At 61.1% G+C, this 18,434-nt stretch carries 18 protein-coding genes and 1 tRNA gene; 6 read left to right on the plus strand and 13 right to left on the minus strand.

All coding sequences use genetic code 11. From position 1 onward, the window contains the following. Nucleotides 1–4 precede the first annotated feature (4 nt). The 5 genes from ftsL to BM177_RS15050 all read right to left on the minus strand — a co-directional run bounded on the left by ftsL (nt 5) and on the right by BM177_RS15050 (nt 5,009). Nucleotides 5–415: a cell division protein FtsL gene (gene ftsL, locus BM177_RS15025; protein WP_091685130.1), complete on the minus strand. Its 411-nt coding sequence runs from the start codon at nt 413–415 to the stop codon at nt 5–7. Further along, complete coding sequence (gene rsmH / locus BM177_RS15030; protein WP_091685133.1) at nt 399–1,457, minus strand: 16S rRNA (cytosine(1402)-N(4))-methyltransferase RsmH; 1,059 nt, start codon at nt 1,455–1,457, stop codon at nt 399–401. The genes ftsL and rsmH overlap by 17 nt, the downstream gene beginning before the upstream one ends. After that, entirely contained in the window at nt 1,454–1,945 is a 492-nt protein-coding gene (locus BM177_RS15035) for a division/cell wall cluster transcriptional repressor MraZ (protein WP_091685135.1), read from the minus strand. Before BM177_RS15035 ends, rsmH begins: the two co-directional genes overlap by 4 nt. 416 nt (nt 1,946–2,361) lie before the next feature. After that, nucleotides 2,362–2,535 carry a hypothetical protein gene (locus BM177_RS20110; protein ID WP_175492631.1) on the minus strand — a complete coding sequence of 58 codons (174 nt, stop codon included), beginning with the start codon at nt 2,533–2,535 and terminating at the stop codon, nt 2,362–2,364. A gap of 62 nt (nt 2,536–2,597) precedes the next feature. Further along, complete coding sequence (locus BM177_RS15050) at nt 2,598–5,009, minus strand: PAS domain-containing sensor histidine kinase (RefSeq protein WP_139223649.1); 2,412 nt, start codon at nt 5,007–5,009, stop codon at nt 2,598–2,600. Between the two features lie 246 nt (nt 5,010–5,255). On the opposite strand from BM177_RS15050, the gene BM177_RS15055 reads away from it, so the two are divergent. Together BM177_RS15055 and BM177_RS15060 are read left to right on the plus strand one after the other, a co-directional pair. Beyond that, nucleotides 5,256–5,332, plus strand: a tRNA-His gene (locus BM177_RS15055). Between the two features lie 156 nt (nt 5,333–5,488). Further along, on the plus strand, nt 5,489–5,863 hold the full coding sequence (locus BM177_RS15060) for a response regulator (RefSeq protein ID WP_091685144.1): 375 nt from the start codon (nt 5,489–5,491) through the stop codon (nt 5,861–5,863). 104 nt (nt 5,864–5,967) lie between these two features. Here the strand turns inward: BM177_RS15060 and BM177_RS15065 are convergent, their stop codons facing one another. Together BM177_RS15065 and BM177_RS15070 are read right to left on the minus strand one after the other, a co-directional pair. Further along, a complete protein-coding gene (locus BM177_RS15065) occupies nt 5,968–6,762 on the minus strand; it encodes a hypothetical protein (RefSeq protein ID WP_091685146.1) in 795 nt (264 codons plus the stop codon). Between the two features lie 230 nt (nt 6,763–6,992). Continuing rightward, nucleotides 6,993–7,604 (minus strand): Pycsar system effector family protein, encoded by a 612-nt coding sequence (locus tag BM177_RS15070; protein ID WP_139223650.1) that lies wholly within the window; start codon nt 7,602–7,604, stop codon nt 6,993–6,995. A 217-nt stretch (nt 7,605–7,821) separates the two neighbouring features. Here BM177_RS15070 and BM177_RS15080 point away from each other — a divergent pair, with 217 nt between their 5' ends. Further along, a complete protein-coding gene (locus BM177_RS15080) occupies nt 7,822–9,084 on the plus strand; it encodes an MFS transporter (RefSeq protein ID WP_342028924.1) in 1,263 nt (420 codons plus the stop codon). Between the two features lie 4 nt (nt 9,085–9,088). Here BM177_RS15080 and BM177_RS15085 read toward each other — a convergent pair whose 3' ends face one another. Next, nucleotides 9,089–10,072, minus strand: coding sequence for a hypothetical protein (locus tag BM177_RS15085; RefSeq protein WP_139223651.1), 984 nt, complete (start codon nt 10,070–10,072; stop codon nt 9,089–9,091). Nucleotides 10,073–10,208: 136 nt separating this feature from the next. Between BM177_RS15085 and BM177_RS15090 the strand changes: the two genes are divergently transcribed. Both BM177_RS15090 and mtnA read left to right on the plus strand, forming a co-directional pair. Beyond that, nucleotides 10,209–10,475 (plus strand): hypothetical protein, encoded by a 267-nt coding sequence (locus BM177_RS15090; RefSeq protein ID WP_091685158.1) that lies wholly within the window; start codon nt 10,209–10,211, stop codon nt 10,473–10,475. Nucleotides 10,476–10,633: 158 nt separating this feature from the next. Beyond that, nucleotides 10,634–11,749 (plus strand): S-methyl-5-thioribose-1-phosphate isomerase, encoded by a 1,116-nt coding sequence (gene mtnA / locus BM177_RS15095; RefSeq protein WP_091685160.1) that lies wholly within the window; start codon nt 10,634–10,636, stop codon nt 11,747–11,749. Nucleotides 11,750–11,759: 10 nt separating this feature from the next. Here mtnA and BM177_RS15100 read toward each other — a convergent pair whose 3' ends face one another. The 5 genes from BM177_RS15100 to BM177_RS21170 form a co-directional block, all read right to left on the minus strand. After that, nucleotides 11,760–12,311 (minus strand): hypothetical protein, encoded by a 552-nt coding sequence (locus BM177_RS15100; RefSeq protein ID WP_091685228.1) that lies wholly within the window; start codon nt 12,309–12,311, stop codon nt 11,760–11,762. Nucleotides 12,312–12,401: 90 nt separating this feature from the next. After that, nucleotides 12,402–12,980 carry a hypothetical protein gene (locus BM177_RS15105; RefSeq protein ID WP_091685162.1) on the minus strand — a complete coding sequence of 193 codons (579 nt, stop codon included), beginning with the start codon at nt 12,978–12,980 and terminating at the stop codon, nt 12,402–12,404. A gap of 627 nt (nt 12,981–13,607) precedes the next feature. Continuing rightward, complete coding sequence (locus BM177_RS20115; RefSeq protein WP_175492632.1) at nt 13,608–13,781, minus strand: hypothetical protein; 174 nt, start codon at nt 13,779–13,781, stop codon at nt 13,608–13,610. A gap of 201 nt (nt 13,782–13,982) precedes the next feature. Further along, nucleotides 13,983–16,349: a TonB-dependent receptor gene (locus BM177_RS15110; protein WP_091685164.1), complete on the minus strand. Its 2,367-nt coding sequence runs from the start codon at nt 16,347–16,349 to the stop codon at nt 13,983–13,985. A 175-nt stretch (nt 16,350–16,524) separates the two neighbouring features. Next, on the minus strand, nt 16,525–17,031 hold the full coding sequence (locus BM177_RS21170; RefSeq protein WP_091685166.1) for a copper resistance CopC family protein: 507 nt from the start codon (nt 17,029–17,031) through the stop codon (nt 16,525–16,527). A 262-nt stretch (nt 17,032–17,293) separates the two neighbouring features. Between BM177_RS21170 and BM177_RS15120 the strand changes: the two genes are divergently transcribed. Further along, a complete protein-coding gene (locus BM177_RS15120) occupies nt 17,294–18,109 on the plus strand; it encodes a methane monooxygenase/ammonia monooxygenase subunit C (RefSeq protein ID WP_091685169.1) in 816 nt (271 codons plus the stop codon). Nucleotides 18,110–18,434: the final 325 nt, after the last annotated feature.

Raw genomic sequence — 18,434 nt, forward strand, 5'->3', positions numbered from 1 at the left:
ATCGTCATCTTGCCCGGATTTTGTCGGCGGGATTGGAAGGGGTCGTTACGCTTGCAGGCTCGCCGTCGCGGGGCGTATTCGTTGGCTCCGCCATCCCGAGGGATTCGAGCTTGAGCCCGATCGAGTCGGATTTCGGCCCGCGCGCCGGAAGGACGTCCGCCTTGACGATCTGCTGCAAGGCGACGGGCTTCAGATCGGGGAGGAGCTTGTCGGCGAGGCCCTGAATTCTTTCAGGCCGCGTCACATGCGCCCATTCGGCGCGCAGCATTCCGATCTGGTCCTGCTTCGCCTTGATCTCATGCTTCAGCTTGACGATTTTCTCGGCGTGAAAAATCGTCTCGTATTTCACCGTGTAGGCGTAGATGGCGGAGCCGATCAGCGCGACGATCGCAAGGAGGTTAAGAATTCGCACCATGTAGGCGCCCTTTCAGATCGCGATGAGGAAGTCGTGCGAGAGCCAGCAATTTCTCGTCAAGCCCACGCGAGGCGGCGCTTGTGCGCGCGCCATGCCGAAGCTTGGCCGACCGCGCTCGCGGATTGACCCGGATTTCCTGCGCCGAGGGCAGCACAGGCTGTTTTCCTTGCAGCGTGAAGGTCGGCTGCGGCCGCGCCGCCTCCCCCGGCAAAGGTCGGGAGGCGGCCTCGCCCCGGCCGGAACGCGCGGCGAAGAATTGTTTGACGATGCGGTCCTCGAGCGAATGAAAAGTCACCACCACGAGCCGGCCGCCTGGTTTCAGAACCGATTCCGCCGCCGCGAGCGCGCGGACAAGCTCGCCAAGCTCGTCATTGACTGCAATGCGGAGCGCCTGGAACGTTCTCGTCGCCGCATGTATCTCGCCGGGCTTTGCGGGGGCGACCCGCGCAATCATCCCCGCCAGCGCCGCAGTCGAGACGAAGGGCGCCTTGGCGCGATCCATGACCATCGCCCGGGCGATCCGGCGGGAGGCGCGCTCCTCGCCGAAGTAATAAAGGATATCGGCGAGCGTCTCTTCCTCCGCATGGTTGACGAGATCGGCGGCGCTCTCGCCCTCGCTTTCCATTCGCATGTCGAGCGGGCCTTCCGAACGGAAGGAAAAGCCGCGATGGGCCTCGTCAATCTGCATTGACGAGAGGCCGACATCGAGCACGACGGCGTCGAAATCCGTCAGCCCAAGCCGCCTCGCCGCCTCGGCCAGTCTTGAAAATCGTTCCTGAACCAGAAACAGCCTACCGCCGGAATCGCGGACAAGCTGTTCGCCCGCCCGTACGGCGGCAGGATCGCGGTCGAGCGCCAGGACGCGCGCGTTGGCCGGCGCAAGAAGCGCCGCCGTATAACCGCCTGCGCCAAAGGTCGCGTCGAGGTAAAGCCCCCCTTCGCAGGGCGCGGCTATGCGCATGACGTCCTCACGAAGCACGGGAACGTGCCGGGCCGGTCCGCCAGCGGCGAGATGATCCTCATCGCCGCGGCCCGACTTCATTCCCGTGCTCCATGTGGTTGCAGCGGCGGCTGCGCCGCTGCGTGTCTGGAACTGAGCTGTTTTCGAAGATCGCGCACCCGGCTTCTGGCCTCGTCCAAATGCACGCGAAAACGTCCCGGCTCCCAGATCTGAAACTTGTGGCCATGCCCGACAAACGTAACTTCCGTTGTGATCGCAGCATTGGCTTTCAGGCTTTCCGTCAGCATGACCCGGCCCTCCGAGTCGACTTTCAAAATCTCGCTGGTGCCAAGCAGCGCGGTCGAAAACAGATCGCGTTCCTCGGAATAGGGCGATAGCGCGCCAAGGAGGTCGTGAATCTCCCGCAACAACGCGTGGCCGCCGCAATCAAGCGCCTCCTGATCGAGCGAGGGGTGGACGTAGAGACCTTCGAACCCATCCCTCGCCAATACAGATCGAAACGCGGCTGGAATCGAAACGCGTCCCTTGGCGTCAAGCCGGTTGGTGCAGTGCGAGACAAATCCGTCCACTCCCTCAACCTCGGCTTGTTCGGCGCGCTCCCCCCGCGGGCCTCAATTGGCGCCGCTTCCCCCAAGGTTAATCAATCGTGCGGGACAATTTGGGATAACATGGGATAAATTGGGGGTCAATGTGAATAGGACCCGTTTGACACAGATTTCCACGGGTCTCGGACGCGCTTCGGCGCCGCCCTCTGGAACAGGACTGACGGCTCACGCACGGGAGGGGAAAGGCGAGGCGGCGGCGCAATCGCAATCGGCCAGCCTTCAACGCGAAATGGGTCTTCAATGCGAAACGGGTCCGCCAAGGGCGCCGCGAAATCGCCGTTTGGAAATCGCTCCGGGAAAGCAAAGCGCGCTGGCGAACCAGCGCGCTTTACACGTTTTCACCATTGCTTAGAGACGCGAAAGACCTCCTGGAATATGCTCTAGTTCTTTCGCGCCGGTCGTGGTTGGCGCTGAGGATCGCCCGCCTTGACGTCGTTCTGAGTGATCGAAGGCGGGTCACTCGCCGGAAACGAATCCTTGAGCTCGCGCTCGAGTTCGTCGCCCGAGTCTTTTGGCGAGGGCTCTTTGGTTTTGATCTTTACTTTTTCTGTCATCGACGAAGCCTCGGATTGGGTGAAGTCAAAACCCCAACCGCCGCAGGCGCAAAGCGTTCCGTTCAATCGGCCAGCGCCTTCGCGGGCGGAAAGGCGATCTCGATCAAAGTCCCCTCGTCGCGCTCGCTCTTGATCGAAAACGACGCTCGGTTGGCTTCGACCAGGGCTTTGGTCAATGGAAGACCAAGACCCGTCCCGCCCGAAACGCGGGACGCCGCAACCTGACGGAACGGCTCGAGAGCGACTTTGATGTCGGCGGCCGACATGCCGACCCCGGTGTCGCGGATGCGAAGCGCCGCCTGCCCCGCCTCGGTGACGGCGGTGGCGACGCTGACGTGACCGCCGGGGACATTGAACTTCACGGCGTTCGAGAGCAGGTTCAGGACGATCTGCCGGACCGAGCGTTCGTCGGCGAAGACCTGCGGAAGCCGAGGGGCCAGAGACAAGCGGATTACGATTCCGGCGCGGCTCGCCTGCGGCTGCATGATCGAGACGCATTCGGCGATGATCCGGTTGGCGTCGACGGCCGTGAAATCAAGCTCCATTTTGCCGGCTTCGATCTTCGACAGATCGAGCAGATCGTTGACGAGGCTCATGACCAGAGCGCCGGAGCTGTGGACGTCCTTCAAATAGTCCTTGTAGCGGGCGTTGCCGATCGGTCCGAACCGCTCCTCAAGGATGACCTCCGCAAAGCCGAGGATGGCGTTGAGAGGCGTCCGGATCTCGTGGCTGACCTTGGCGAGAAATTCCGATTTCAACGCGCTCGCGCGCTCCGCCTCCTTCCGGGCGTCGTCGAGTTCGCGTTCGATCTTTTTCCAGTGGGTCATATCGCGCAGAAGGGCGCACCAGCGGACCTCCCGCTCGTCCGCGCCAGGATACGAGTTGGCGTCGATGCGCCCCAGGGTCATGAAAATGGGGATCGTTCCTCCCTGGCGAGCCAGCGCCGTGACCTCTCGCCCGTCGTTCAGGAGGCTCATCATCCCGTCGGAGATCAGACCTTCGAAATAATCCTGCGTGCGCGCCCTGCTCTCGGGCGCGATCAAGACCGTGAACGGCAGGCCGGCGACGTCGCTTTCGTCGTAGCCAAAGAGCGCCTCCCCCGAGCGGTTCAGGCTGACGATGTTTCCTTTCGAGTCGAGGATCGCGACGCCGTCCATCGCCGTATCAAGGATGGCGTTCAGTTCGCGCGCCTCGTTTCGAACCCGGCGCAACTCGCTCTCAAGATCAGCCGGCCCGGCCTCGGCCGGCGATTGGAACATCGCCAGCGCGGCTTTCTTTCCCCGCCATTCGATCGTCTTGGCGCTGGCCCGCAGGCGGACGGAGCGTCCGTCGCCAGCGCGCAGTTCAACGATTTCGCTCCGGCGCGAGAGGCGCGGAAGCGCCTCAAGCAGCGGCTCCAGCGCGCCGGCGTCAAGAGCGGCGGCGAGGTCTCGATAGCGCAGCGCGTCCAGGAAAGACCTATTGACGAAAACAGGACTCCGCCCCTCAAAGACGAGCGCCCCAACAGGCAGGACGGCGAGGATCTCGCGGCCGTCGACAGGAACTGAACCCGATCCGGCGCCCGCCGGCGCGGTTTGAGGTGAGGCGCGCCCGGCAAGAGGCTCGGCCGCGGGCGGACGCGGCGCGTCATCAGCACGCGCGGCTGGGGCCGATTGCACGATTCCAAAACCGCTGTAGCCCTCGAAGCGGCGATCCTGGTCGAACTTCGGCATGCCCGCAAGCATCACCGGCGCAAAGGCGGCAAGTTTTGGAGCAAGTCCTGGAGCAAGTCCTTCAGCAAGCCCCCCGGTTGAGAAGCCCGTGACGCAACGCCAGGTCTCCCGGAGCGCCAGATGACGCGCGAGGGCGGCGGCCTGCGCCGGATCGCCGTTGTCGATCACGTCGAGCAAGGGGCGTCCGATGAAATGCGAAAATGGCGGCCCGGCCTCGGCGATGCGGCCGGAGGCGTCGGTGCGCCACAAAAACCGGATCAAATCGTTTCCCGGCGAGGTCGACCGAGACCCCCCGCCATGTTCTTCAGGCCGAGCCAACGGCGACGCCTTCGCGTTCGGCGCGCCCGCCCGCTTTCGGGAAGGAGAGCGGGCGACGCCATTGCGGCAGTCGACAACCGCAGCGACAACAATCTCCCGCCCGTCCCTCAGCCGAACGAGGCGGCGATCGAACGTCAGGCTTCGCGTCGCGCCGCCAAGATTGAAGCGAACCCGCTCGAGGCTGGGCGGCCCGCCTAGAACGAGCTTCGCGCCCGGACGGGTGAGCCGGATCGCGCCCGCTTCCCGGAGGCGATCGGAGAAATCCTGAAGATTTCTAGCTTCCAGGAGTTCGAGAAGACTCATGCTGGCGAAGACCGCCGTCCGCGGATTTTCACGGCTCCAGGCGGCGACAGGCTCCTCGCCGGTCAGCGCGGGCGCCAGCATAGCCAGCGCTTCGACGGCGTCTTGACTGGCCGTCCCCGGAGCAAGGCAAAAAGTGTTCATATCGCCGTCGGTCTTTTCCCCGCGAGCGCGGCAAGGTCCGCCGCAGGCCCATAAAACGTAACCGCGATCGCGCGGAAGGTCCACCGATAGGCCCTATTCGCCGATGAAATGATTAATGAATTCTTAACCTTGATCGTTAACCAGAGGCCTTCGGCGAACCGCGCTTCGCCAGCGGACGCCGACGCGGCCTTTCGGGGCCTTGCATTCGCGCGGCGTTCCTCTTAGTTTCCCGCCGAATAAGCCCGCGCCGCCATAGCTCAGTTGGTTAGAGCGCTAGATTGTGGATCTAGAGGTCCCCCGTTCGAGCCGGGGTGGCGGTACCAAGCGCTTGAAGGACTTAGGCGGCGGCGCGTCGTCCTACTATGAACCGGGGTTCCGTCTTAGCCACTTAATGGCTTGGTCCAGCAGTCCGGAGCGATGGCGTTCGAGGGCGATCCCGAGCGCAACTCTCCCAGCAACCCCAAAGCGAAAGCTCGAACATGCCGGACAAGCGCGTCGTTCTCGTCGTAGAGGATGATCCCGTGATAAAGGATTTGCTGGCGCACGAGCTTGAACTGTCGGGCTATTTCGTCGTCACAGCCATCAATGGAGAAGACGCCGCGCAGATTTTGCCGGCGACGCCCCGGATTGATCTGCTTGTGACGGACATCAGAATGCCTGGACGGATCGACGGCTGGACGCTGGCCAGATTGGCGCGTGAAAAAAGTCCCCAATTGCCGGTAATTTACACCAGCGGATATTCGCCGCTGCAAGGAATGGAAGTGGAAAACAGCGTCTTTCTCCGCAAGCCTTATCGCACTTCGGACATCTTGAAGTCGATCGATCAGGTGATGGGTCCTGATCAGGGACATTGACCCGCCTGGGATTGCTTCGGCTTAGGCAAGTCGGGACTGGCGCAAGTCTGAACTTGGCGCAAGTCGGAACTGGCGAAAATCTCGCCGGCCGCGTTGGAAGCAGCTCAGTTAACCGGAATAAGACTCTGATCCGCGTTTCTTTTGAGATTGAAATAGTCCTGCAGCTTGCTCGCCTCGGCGTAGTAGACGACTTCCTTGGCCTTTAGCTCCATGAGCCGCTGCTCGAAGGTTGTCCTGTACAAGGACGCGTTGACATAGACGTCGCCGGAGATCGTCTGGGCGATCTTCAAATCGTCGAGAAAAAGCTTCGGATTGTCCGGCCTGCCGTTTCCATCGAGATGGTTTCGCACCGTCTTGATGGCGTCGTTGAGCTGAATGAAACAATGCGACATGCCGATGTGCCAGGTCTTCACCGACAATCTGTCGAGTTCACGGATCTGGTCGCCATGCGCATTGCGAAAGAACGCGTTGTGGCAATCGATCTTTGAGATGTCGCGCAAACTGACGGGCACGGAATTGCCGAGCGCGCTGTCTACGGCCATATCGATGCGGCTCAGAAACGTGGCGTCGACAAGATTCCATCTTGTCAGCACGTCATCGTAAATTTTCGCCGCGTCCTTTAGCCGGTCATCATGTCCTGGCCGCGGCGACGCGGTTTGCGAAAGCTCGTCGAGCAACCGGAAACTGCGGTACCATCGCTCATGCGCGAGCGCGATTGCATCGAGATGGATCTGTTCCGCGTTCTTGATATTCTCTTCCAGCCGGGCGAGACGCTTGTCACGCACCCATGTCGCGAAGCCGAACATTCCGGAAAGCACAGACCCGAGAACGCCCACCGTCAGCAGCTTCACGATATCGGGTTTGATGGTCTGCCACAGTCCTTTCGACTCCTCGGTCATGATCGCCTCCGGTCCGCGTCTTGCTCATCGTGATGATCCGCTCTCGCGCGTCGAGGCGACTCCGAGCCCGACCACGAGAAGCGCCGACTTCCAGATCGGAAGGGATGACAACGCAAGCGCCCAGTTCATTCTTTAGCTTCCAACTGATACGGCATTGGCCGTGTAAACACACGACATGTGAACACAGGCGTATGCGCAGGTCATGGCGATGCAGGTCATGACGATGCAGATCAGGGCAACGCCCTCGCCAGTTCGGCCAGGACCAAAAGTACAAACCCCGCGAGCGCGAAGTTCATGGCGTGTCCAAGATGCGCATATTTAGTGCGGCAAATGCCCGCGAGCGCATGAAGGTGGCGGAGCTTTTCGTCATGCGCCGAGCGCAGGTCCATCGCATGCATCCGCGCGATATAGCTTTCCACCGGCAGCCTGAACGCCGGAGCCTCCCAAAAAATATGATCATCGACATGTTCGCGCTGAATGCGGGGCTTGATCGTCGCAAATGAGAAGGCGCAACTGATCAGACAGCTCGCCGCGGCGCCGATGTAGCCGACCGTCTCGCCCAGTGAAGCCCAATCTGCAATCCGGTGCGGCTCCGGGGCAAGATTGACGCCGTTCAGGCAGAAAATAACAACCGCTCCGGTAAAGGTGAGCAGGATGCCCGACTTTGCGTCGCAGAGGGTGATATTGTCTTGCAAAACCGCCCGTTCGAAGTCCGCGAAAGTTTCGTGAAGGAACTCATCTTCGAAAATCTCGAAGCGCTCGAGGTCGCCGCCCTGACGCGAAAAGTCCTGGGGCCGCCGGGGCGTGCGCCCTATCGGGCCGCCATTTGCTTGAGCTTTCATGCCGTTCCGTTGATCCAGGCGGCCGGGAAGGCGGATCGCCCCCGTTCCTGCGTTATTCAGCAAGAACGGGACCTTTACCACGGGCCGCGGCCGCGGCGAAACCGGGCGAGTGCGGCCATTCACCAAAGCTTTACGGCGCAATGGACGGATTCGCGCGCAAACGCCGCGCCCGCCAAGGTTTGCCATTGAAACTGGCGGCGTGCCGGGACATTCTTTTGTGATTCAATCACAGATCTTTCCCAAAACCCCGGATCACATGGACCAGATCAATTATCCGCGCGCGGGCCAGAACGCGGACGACAAGACCCGCGTCGCCGTCCTGCTGGCGCTGAGCCTGTCGCACGGGATCAACGACCTGGTCCAATCCATGGTCGCGGCGATCTATCCGCTGCTGCGGACGTCCTTTTCACTGGATTTCGGCCAGATCGGGCTGATCACGCTGGCGTTCCAACTGACGGCGTCGCTGCTCCAGCCCTTCGTCGGTCTTTATACCGACCGCAGGGCCATGCCCTATGCGCTCCCGGCGGGAATGGCCTTTACCCTGGCTGGCCTGCTTTTGCTGTCCGTCGCTCCGAATTTCGCCTCGCTCGTGATCGCCGCCTCGCTCATCGGGGTCGGATCGTCGGTGTTTCACCCGGAAGCCTCGCGCCTCGCCCGTCTCGCCTCCGGCGGGCAGCATGGTCTGGCGCAGTCCGTTTTTCAGGTCGGAGGCAACGCCGGCGCGGCGATGGGCCCGCTCGCGGCCGCCCTGATCGTTTCGCCTTTCGGACAAAAAAGCCTCGGCTGGCTCGCCCTGCTGCCGATGTGCGGCATCATGATCCTTATTCTCATCGGACGCTGGCACACGGGGCGGATCGCGGCCGCGAAAATAAACCGGCGGCCGGCGCGCATGGCCCTGGCGCTGCCGCGCGCAAAAGTGACGGCCTCCATCGTCGTTCTGCTTGCGCTCATTTTCTCGAAATATTTTTATCTCGCGACAATGAGCAACTATTACACTTTCTATCTCATCGATAAATTCCATTTGCCTGTTCCGACGGCGCAGATTTTTCTTTTTCTGTTTTTTGCTTCGGCGACGCTCGGCACGATCGCGGGCGGCCCGATCGGCGACCGGATCGGACGCCGGAACGTCATCCTCGGATCGATCCTCGGCGTCTTGCCCGTCACGCTCGCCCTGCCCTACGCCAACCTGTTTTTCACCGGCGTCCTCAGCGTCGCGGCGGGGGCGATCCTGTCGTCGGCGTTCCCCGCGATCATCGTTTACGCGCAGGAGCTGCTGCCCGGAAAGGTCGGCGCCATCGCCGGGCTGTTTTACGGATTCGCCTTCGGCATGGGCGGACTCGGCGCGGCGGTCCTCGGCCGCCTCTCGGATCTGACCAGCGTCGGGTTTGTCTTTCAGCTCAGCGCATTCCTGCCGGCGATCGGGCTGCTGGCGTTTTTTCTGCCGAAGATCGATCCGGGACGGTTAGCAATGCTGGAATAAACCCTCACGGAAACATCGAGTCATGCGCGGAATCGATGAGGCCGCGGCTGGTGATGACGATCCAGCCGGCGCCGCGCCTCTCGATGGCCTTCACCGTTCCCGCGCCGGGGATGGTTTCGCCGGGAGCGACCTCGATAGAGCCGCGCGCGTTCTCAACCAGCGCCAGCCCGTCATAGGCGTCACGCACGACCCAGCTTGTGATGAGAGCAGGCTCCCTTTTTGCGGCCGGCGATGCGGCTTGCGGCTTGGATTGCAGCTTGGTCTGCGATCTGGCCTGCAGCGCCCTGGCTTCAGTCTGGTCCTCGAGAGATGGGGCCGGCGCCGCCTTGGCCGGGGCCGGGGGGATCGACGCCGTGACGAGCAGCGCGGCGGTCTGGCGTTCGAGACGATCGAGCCGTTCCGTCACCTCGCCGAGCTTCACAGCCGGTTCGTGCTGCAGATGGTCGACCTTGCCCGCGAGATCGGCGATGGCCGCGCTCGTTTCGGTCTTCGCCGCGTCGAGCTTGGTCTTCAACCCGTCGAGGCTTTTTTCCACCGTGCGCTGGGCGTTCGCCGCCATGTTTTGCGAGAGCGCGACGCGCAGCGATTCGACATCGGTTCGGAGCAGACGAAGATCGTCGGCCATTTTCCGCGACGAGCGCACGAGTTCGGCCCGCTCGAGGCTGTCTTGCGAGGCCGCGGCCCTCAACGACGGCTTCGCGGCGAAGGCGCCGCCGGGGCCGAAGAGATGCGACCCTGCGGCCCAGCCAAAGCCGAGCAGACATGTTGCGATGATAACAGTCGAGCCATAGGCGAGAAACGATTTCAGCCTCGCGCGCTCTCCGCCGCCCGCGGCCCCCAGTAAGGGCGCGAGCGCGAGGTCGGCCGCCCGGTTCGCGGCCCTGCGCGATCGGGCGTCCGGCGCGCCGCCAGGCGCGGACAAGGACCTGGAGGGGCCGGCGTTTTTCGCGTAGGCGTCCGGATCGGCATTGCCTTCGAAGCGAGCCATATCCATTCTCCGGGATAAGGTTAATGATTTCGCCCGACGGTCGGCCGTCCGTCCTAATTCCGCGTTAACGCCGGGCCCCCCGGTGGACAAAAGGCGCTAAAACATCTTCAATTTCTTGGGAGCAGCGGAGACGAACATGCTCAAGCCTCTACCGATCTCGCTCGCTCTAGCGGTCTGGACCGTAATCCCGGCGGCGCTGGCTCAGGGAGGCTCTCCGGATCCCTTTGGCCCAGGACCCGAGCCGAAGGCGGATCGCCTCATCAACGAACGCAATCTGACGGCGACGGGGAAAACAGTTCCGCATCCCGGCCTCCCTCAAGGCTCGGGCACGACGGGACTCGACCGACGGATCGAAAAGAAAGACGACAAGGTCGAGCGCAGCATCTGCAGCAATTGCAATTAGAGCATATTCCGATTGGATTGAATCAATCCAATCGACAAGAATATGCTCAAATCTTTGACTCTTGGGCGATTTCTGTTCGATCGCATGACTTCATGCGATCGGAAAGCGCTCTAGTTTTCCTCCCTTTAACGAATTCAGCGGACGGACGAAGCGGACCAATGCGCGTCGAAGGCAAGTCGCACCGGACGATCTGGCTTGGGCCGGACAGGACAAGCGTCGAGATTATCGACCAGACCCGCCTGCCGCATCGATTCGAGACAATCACGATCCGGGATGTGCGCGGGGCGGCCCGCGCCATCAAGGACATGCAGGTGCGCGGCGCGCCGCTGATCGGCGTGACCGCGGCCTATGGCGTCGCGCTCGCCATGGCCGCCGACCCGTCGAACGCCCATCTCGATGACGCTTGCGCCCTCCTGCGGGCGACGCGCCCCACCGCGGTCAATTTGCAATGGGCGTTGAACGCCATGCGCGAAGCGCTTGAGCCTTTGGCGGCGCCCTCTCGCGCGGACGCGGCCTTCGCCCTGGCTGAGGCGATCGCCGAGGCCGATGTCGCCCTTTGCGCGGCGATCGGCGAATTCGGGCGCCCGCTCATCGAGGCCGCCGCCGCCCGCAAGGGATCGGGGCCGGTTCAAATTCTCACCCATTGCAACGCCGGCTGGCTGGCGACCGTGGACTGGGGAACGGCGACCGCGCCGATCTACAAAGCCTTCGAGGCGGGCGTTCCTCTCCACGTCTGGGTGGATGAAACCCGTCCCCGCAATCAGGGCGCTTCGCTCACCGCCTGGGAACTTGGAAAGCAAGGCGTGCCGCACACGATCATCGTCGACAACGCGGGCGGCCACCTGATGCAGCGCGGCGAGGTCGATCTTGTGATCGTCGGGACCGACCGGACGACCGCTTCCGGGGACGTCTGCAACAAGATCGGCACCTACCTGAAAGCGCTTGCGGCGAAGGACAACGGGGTGCCGTTTTACGTCGCCGCGCCGTCGCCCTCGATCGATTTCGCGATCGCCGACGGACTCGCCGAAATTCCGATCGAAATTCGCTCACAGAACGAAGTCACTCACATCGCCGGGCTAGCCGAAGCAGGGCATGTCGAGAACGTCCGCGTTGCTCCCGAGGGCAGCAACGCGCTGAATCCGGCGTTCGACGTGACCCCCGCCCATCTCGTGACGGGACTCATCACCGAACGCGGCGTCATCGCCGCCAGCCGGGACTCTCTCGCGAAGGCGTTTCCCGAACATGCCGCAAAGGCGTCAGCCCGGAAGGGATGAAAGCCGCGGTCTATGCTTCGTGGCGTCTCGAGCGCCACCAGATGAACCCGGCGAACCCCGCCAGGGAGACGGCGCCAAAGACAAGAAGGAGCGCCGAGTTCTCCAGCCATGCGATGCCTGGAACGCCAAGAGCCATTAAGACACCGAGCACGCAGATCTGCCAGGACAGAAGATGGATCCCGGAAATGAACGTCGCGAGCGCCAGGAGCAGCAACATCATCAATCCGATCGTGTCCGCATCCGTCATTTTCTGGACGCTGGGCAGGAGGACCAGATTCATCGCGACGAGAAAAACGCCCCAATGGACGACTTGCGTCCAGACCAATTGACCCACGGCGTCTTTTTTGTGCGCGCGCGTCCAGCCCGCATTGACGCAGACGGCGCACATGAACATCGCCATGAACTCCCAGTATCCGGTAAGGGGCTGGCGAGCGACGCTGGTGTACCCTACCCCGATAAGAGTGAACAGAAACGCGGCGAGATATGGAATTTGCCGCAGCCAGAAATGTTTGGCGTGCTCTGGAGGATCAAACTCATAATTGGCGTTGACAGGTTCGATCATCGCGATGTTGGTCCTTCCGAATAGTAAAATGAACAGGCGAAGCGCCAGCGATCCCTCTGCCCAGCGATCCCTCTGCAATGAGGGCGATCTCTAGCTGTTCTCAACTCTCGCCGACGAAACTTTCGGTTCCCCCCGCGGAGACCGGAAAATGATCACGATACCGATAATGCCGGCGAACGCCAGCAGCAGGAACAGCACAGATTGGGTGAGCCAGGCGATCACCGGCACCGCAATCGCCATGATGATTCCAAGGACACAGATCTGCCAGGCGATATGAACGCCCGCGACGAAGGTTCCGAGGGCGAGGAGCATGAGCAGCGTCAAGCCGGTGGCGGGCGCGGTCAGCATCGCCTGAACGCTCGGGAGGAGCACGATGTTCATGGCGACGAGAAACGCCACCCAGTGAAACGCCTGCGTCCACAGCATTCGCATCCGCGCTTCCTGGTTTTGAACATGCAGCCACCCTGTCGTCACGCACACGATGGCCATGAAAACAGCGAGGAATTCCCAATAGGTGGTCAGGGGCTGACGCGACACGCTCGTATAGGCGACGCCCAGGATGGTCAAAAAGAGCGCCCCGATATACGGTAGTTCCTTGAGGGCCAGGCGGGCGAGGCGGTTGTTCTGGAGCCCCCCCTCTTCCTTTTGACCGAGATTATCTTGGTTCATCTGAAATCCGTTTCTGAACTAAGGCGCGGAACGAGAGCGGATGACGCCTTCAAGGTCATCCCTATAGCCGACTCCTCCAGAGCCGGACGACGGAAGCTGAACTTAAGGGCCAAGGAGGGAATGGCGCTGAACTCCGATCGTCTTTAATTTCCAGCAGGTCTTTAATTTCCAGCAGGTCATTAATTATAGGAAATGGCGTTAAATTCTTTAAGTAAGCTACGGCGGCGGACAAGCGCGAACTGGAAGGCGCCATGAACGCCGTTGTCAACTAGAGCATAGTCCGATCGGATTGAATCAGTCCAATCGACAAGTATATGCTCAAGCCTTTAAATCTGGAGCGATTTCTGATCGATCGCATGACTTCATGCGATCGGAAAGCGCTCTGGTGCGGTGCGGAAATTCTCGCGGCGGCATCAAAGCCGACGAAGATTTTCGCTGAATCGGACGAGCGTATTGTATCCGCCGCCGGGAGTGCGCGAAAGGAAAATTTCACTGCGCTGACATGGCGACGGCGGACAGGCTTCAGACCGGGAGGAACGCGAACAGTCGGACACCCTTGACGCATCGGCAGACGCGCTGAAGGCGATTCGCTGATGCGAACGCAAAGGGGAGGATCAATCTGACCCGTCAGGCAGGCCGCGATTTCCAGTAGACATAGATTGCCGCCACGACGGCGAACACCACAAAAAAAGCAATGGCCTGGGTGTCGAACGCAATGAGTTTCCGTGACCGACCCGCGGCAAAGTAGACGAGCGCGGTCAAGGCCGCGAGCAGAAGCAGGATGCTCATTTTGGTGAACATGGGCGAAGTCCCGAGTTTTGCGCCGTCATCCCCAGGACGGCCCGATGGCCTATCCCCAGGACGGCCAGATGGCCTATCCGCCGGATCGGCGGCCAACCCGCCGTGGGCGCGAAGCAATATCAGGATTTTGCAGCGCGGCAAAGAACGCCCGCTCGCGGCGGCGACGCTTCAGCGCAGCTCGTCACGGCGACGCCCGCATGTTCAGAACCTGCCGGCGATGGTCAACCTGAACGCCAGGGGCTCGACGGGATGGAAGACCCGGTCCATTACGCCATTCTGGCAAACGGCGGCCGGAACCGTGGATCCCGCGGCGTTGCAGGCGGCGTAGAGATTGTCCGACTTCAGCAACGAGCCATAGGCGTAGGTGATTTGATCCGACCGGCTGTTGGTGATGTTGAAGGCGTCGAGTTGAATCCGCCAGCCGTTGTCAAAATTATATCCGACCCGGGCGTTGAGCAGGCCAGTCGCAGGCGAACGGAACGCGTTGTCCTCTGTCAGCGGCCGCGCGCCAAGATAACGATATTGAAGGCCGCCGAACCAGCCCGTCTTTTCGCCGAGCTGAAGACCGATGGTTCCAACGACGTTCGGCGCCCCCGGAATGAAATTACCCGGCGCATTGCCGATCTGAGCCTCGGGATAGCCGGCGAGGGAATTGTAGGTGTCCGCCTGCGCCCAGTCGTAGCCGAGAAAACGGGAGCGCGTGACGGCGATATCGCCTTCGAAATCCAGCCAGGAGAAGGGACGATAATCATTCGTCCATTCGAGTCCGATGCGGCGCGTCGGCCGGCTAGGCTCGGTGTCTCCCGCGTCGCCCGAGAAGATATTCTCGGAGGCCGCGTCCAGCATGAACAAAGCAAGGGACGTGTTGAGACCGTCTATCACTCTGCTCCTGAGGCCGATTTCCGCCCCCTGCGTCGGGGTGAGGAAGGTCGCGGGGTTCAGCCGGTTGATCGGATCAGCCGGCTCTACCTTGATCGTGACGCCGCGAAGATCGTTGCTGTGAAAGCCCTGACCTCCGTTGATGTAGAATTCGGTCTTGTTGAACGGACCAAAAATGAGGCTTGCCTTCGGTCCGGGAACAAAAGCGACCGGACTGCCCGAATTGACGGGGAGGCTCAGCGCGTCGTTCCAGCCCGAATAGAGATCGCCCCTGACGCCGACGACCATTTTGAACCAGTCGGTCCAATGCAGGGTCTGCTGGGCGTAAACGCCGATGCTGCCTTCCTTGACCGCGTCCTGCCGGATGGTCGACAGGTATTGGCGCTGCGCGGTGTTGGTGAGCAGAAGGTTGATGTCGTCAAATCTCGTCTGTACGCCGAATTCCGTTTCGGCGGGAATTCCAGCAAGGAGACTATTGAAGGTGTAAGACGCGTTGGCGCCGGACACGATTCGCGACTCATGCTGATGAAACTGATCTCCATTGACGGGATCCTGTAGGAAAAACGTAAAGTCGTTCCACAGATTGAGAACACTCCGAATCGCAAAAAAATTCGCCTTGAAAGCGCCATTGGCGTCGGTTTGGGCGAAACGTCCGGACAGGGAATAGCGCTGAGTGTCGCCCCCGTCGGTCGGGTTCAGCGATCCGTAAAGGCCGATCTCGTCCGATTGCGCCGCTCGTTCGGGGATCTGATCCGTCGAATTCCAATGATTGCCATAGGCCATGGCGGTGAATGAAAACCCGTTGTCGGCGCCGCCCTGGCTGTAACGCAGGACCCCGTTCAGTTTTTTCAAACTGTCGGGGTAGACCCAGGGGCCATCGTAAGAGCCGATTTCTCCGGCATAGAGCAGATTGCCGTCGCCCAGCTTGAAGGAGCCAAGGCCTAGATAGCGAAGGTAATCGAAACTGCCGAGAGTGGCCTGCGCCCATTGTCCGTCGAAAGTGTCGCGCAAATTGATATGCACAGCGCCAACAGAGGCGAAATCGCCTTCGTCGGCGAAATAGGGGCCTTTCTTGATGTTCACGCCGCTGACGAGTTCCGGGATGATGAAATTGGCGTCAGCGTAGCCTTGGCCATGTGCGTGGGTGCGCATGTTGAGCGGCATGCCGTCATAGAACAGGGCGAGGTCGGTTCCGTGATCAAGGTTGAAGCCGCGCAGAAAATATTGGTTGGCCTTGCCGTCACCGCTGTGCTGCGTGACGACCAGTCCCGGCACGATCTCGAGCGCCTCGGCGGGCCGGGCAAATATCCTTTGATTGACTTGCGCGCCGGTCACGCTGAAGGCGCTCGCCGCCTCATTCATGTCTGTGGCTCTGCCGGTCCCCGCGCTTGCCGTGTCGCCCGCGCTTTCCTCGCCGGCATTGGCGAGGCTCGCGGCCGATGGCGCCCCCGCCGTTCCCTCGACGCCCGGAAGTTCAAGCGCTCCAGCGCCGGCAGTGGATTGCGCACGCTCCGGAGTCTGGGCCAGCGCCGCGATCGGGGCCGCGATGAAGAACGCAAGAAGCGAAGATCGCGAGGGGACGAAGCTCTGGAATCGATGCTCCGAGAACAAACGGCTCCCGCAACCTGTCTGTCTGTCTTCGCTCGCCTCAATCGCGCGCGCCTGGCGCGCGAATTCACGGAAATACATGTTCCCCTCCCCATTGTGGCGTGGTCCGGCGGCACATGGATGGAAAACGGCGGAGGCTCAGGGAACTCGTCAGCAAATCATCCGGGCTATTCGCTTCTCGGCTCAATGTGGCGACAATACCACACATACGTTCATCGCCGTTGGCGCGGATCCAAAGAAGCGCGAGAGCCGATGGTTAGGGCGCAACCGTGAATCGGTAGACGCCTGAACTGGGCGCGCCGCGCGACACGACGCTCCAATCGACAGTGTAAACGCCAGGCTTCAAGGCGCGGCCAAGTCGAACGCGAAGCTCGTACGCGCGACCGGCAACAGGTTCCGGTTGCCCGGCTGGAACGGACCGCCCATTGCTATCGGCGACACCCACGCCCGATAGCGCCGGGGCGACATCGTGATTGAAACTCAACAGAAGTTCTGCAGGAGGGAGGCCGACCGTCGCTCCTACGCCAGGAACGGCGCGATTAAGGATCGCCTGCCCGCGAAACAAGGCTTTTGTGGCCGTCGGCCACAGCGCGATCAAGATCCAGACAACAAATAGTTTGACACGCCGACGCACAATCGCCTCCCGCCCTGACGTCCCTCCCCGCAAAGCATCAGCTTTCGTCGATCCAGGGCGACTCCGCAACTCCGCGCCACAATGACGCACCGCATCGTTGACAGATGTATGCGCCGCGGAACGTCTCATCAATATGCGGATCTGCCTGAAAGGCTTTGCTCCGCTTGACGGTCAGTCATGGCTTTGGCGTCGCTCGACAGCGCCAGGAGTTACAACCAATACATCGCGCCTCAACTGAGACGCGAGTTGATAATGTTCGCCGCCGACGCCTCTACCGGAGAAGCCGTCAGGCGTTTCGAGGGAACTTTTTGGGATTAGCATCCCCAAAGAGACGAGACGCGTTGTATCACACCAGAATTCAATCTGATCCAACATAGCAAAGGCTCATGAAATGACTTTGATTGCTAACGTCCAGGAAGCGCGCGCGGACGAGGACCGCGAACGTCAGGAGCGCCCACTTGTTGATCTAAGGCCGATGATGATCGCGAGCACCGCCTTAAGCGCATTTTATATCGCCCTCAGAATCTACGAGCAATATTTCGGCACACGCGAGGGCGTGCTGGCGAGAATGGATTTCTACTCGCCATTTTTCTATACATACTGGCTGACGGTCGTCTATGTGGCTGTTCCGCTTGAGCTGATCGCTTTTGTCGCCGTGGTCGCCTATCTCTGGAGAAAGCGCGATCGAAACATCGAGGCCGTTGAGCCGCGGGAAGAACTTCGTCGAATGATTAATTTGCTTGGATGGTTGTTTGTCTACAGCATCACGATTTTTTGGGGGTTCAGTTTCTTCGGCGAGCAGGGGGGCGCTTACATTCAGGCGAATGCGCCCGACAGCCCCTTCACACCGTCGAACATCGCGCAATTCTACCTGAGCTACCCAATTTTCATTATTATGGGCGCCGGCGTCTTTATGTATGCGCGAACGCGTGTTCCGATTTTCGCCTCCCGTGGCTTTTCGGTCGCCTTTGTAGCGCTCTTTTTTGGACCTGTCATGCTATTGCCAAGCGTCGCTCTTTATGAATGGGGCATTAGTAATTGGATCATGGAAGAATTATTCGTGGCTCCGCTACATTGGACCTTCGTGTTTTTCGGCTGGTTCTCGCTCGGAGTTTTCGGCCTGTCGCTCCAGCTTCTCGGGCGAATCAACGAATTGCGCAAGATCGGCGAGGAGGGTGAAACTCTTCAGGCAAAACCCGCTGCATGATAAGACCCTAAAAGAACTTCGGCGCCGCTCAAAAAGTCGCTGATCACTTTGGTCCGGCGCTACAGGGTCCATCAATGCGAGATTGCGATTCTCTCGCCGGGAGGCGACGATCCGCCGACCATAATAGCGGTGGGCTGCGTCCATATATGCGACGCAGTCCCCTGCTCCAATCACACGGTTTCGCACTTCTTCGTCGATCCCTTCCTGGACCGATTGAGTTTGCGCCGCGGACCGGCGTCGGAAATTTAATGTTTTGGGACGCGGGAGAGCGGCGCGGCTGATCGCACGGTCAACTTGGGCGCCCTTCCCATGCATCTTCGGGGGA

The organism is Methylocapsa palsarum (assembly GCF_900114285.1).
Lineage (GTDB): Bacteria > Pseudomonadota > Alphaproteobacteria > Rhizobiales > Beijerinckiaceae > Methylocapsa > Methylocapsa palsarum.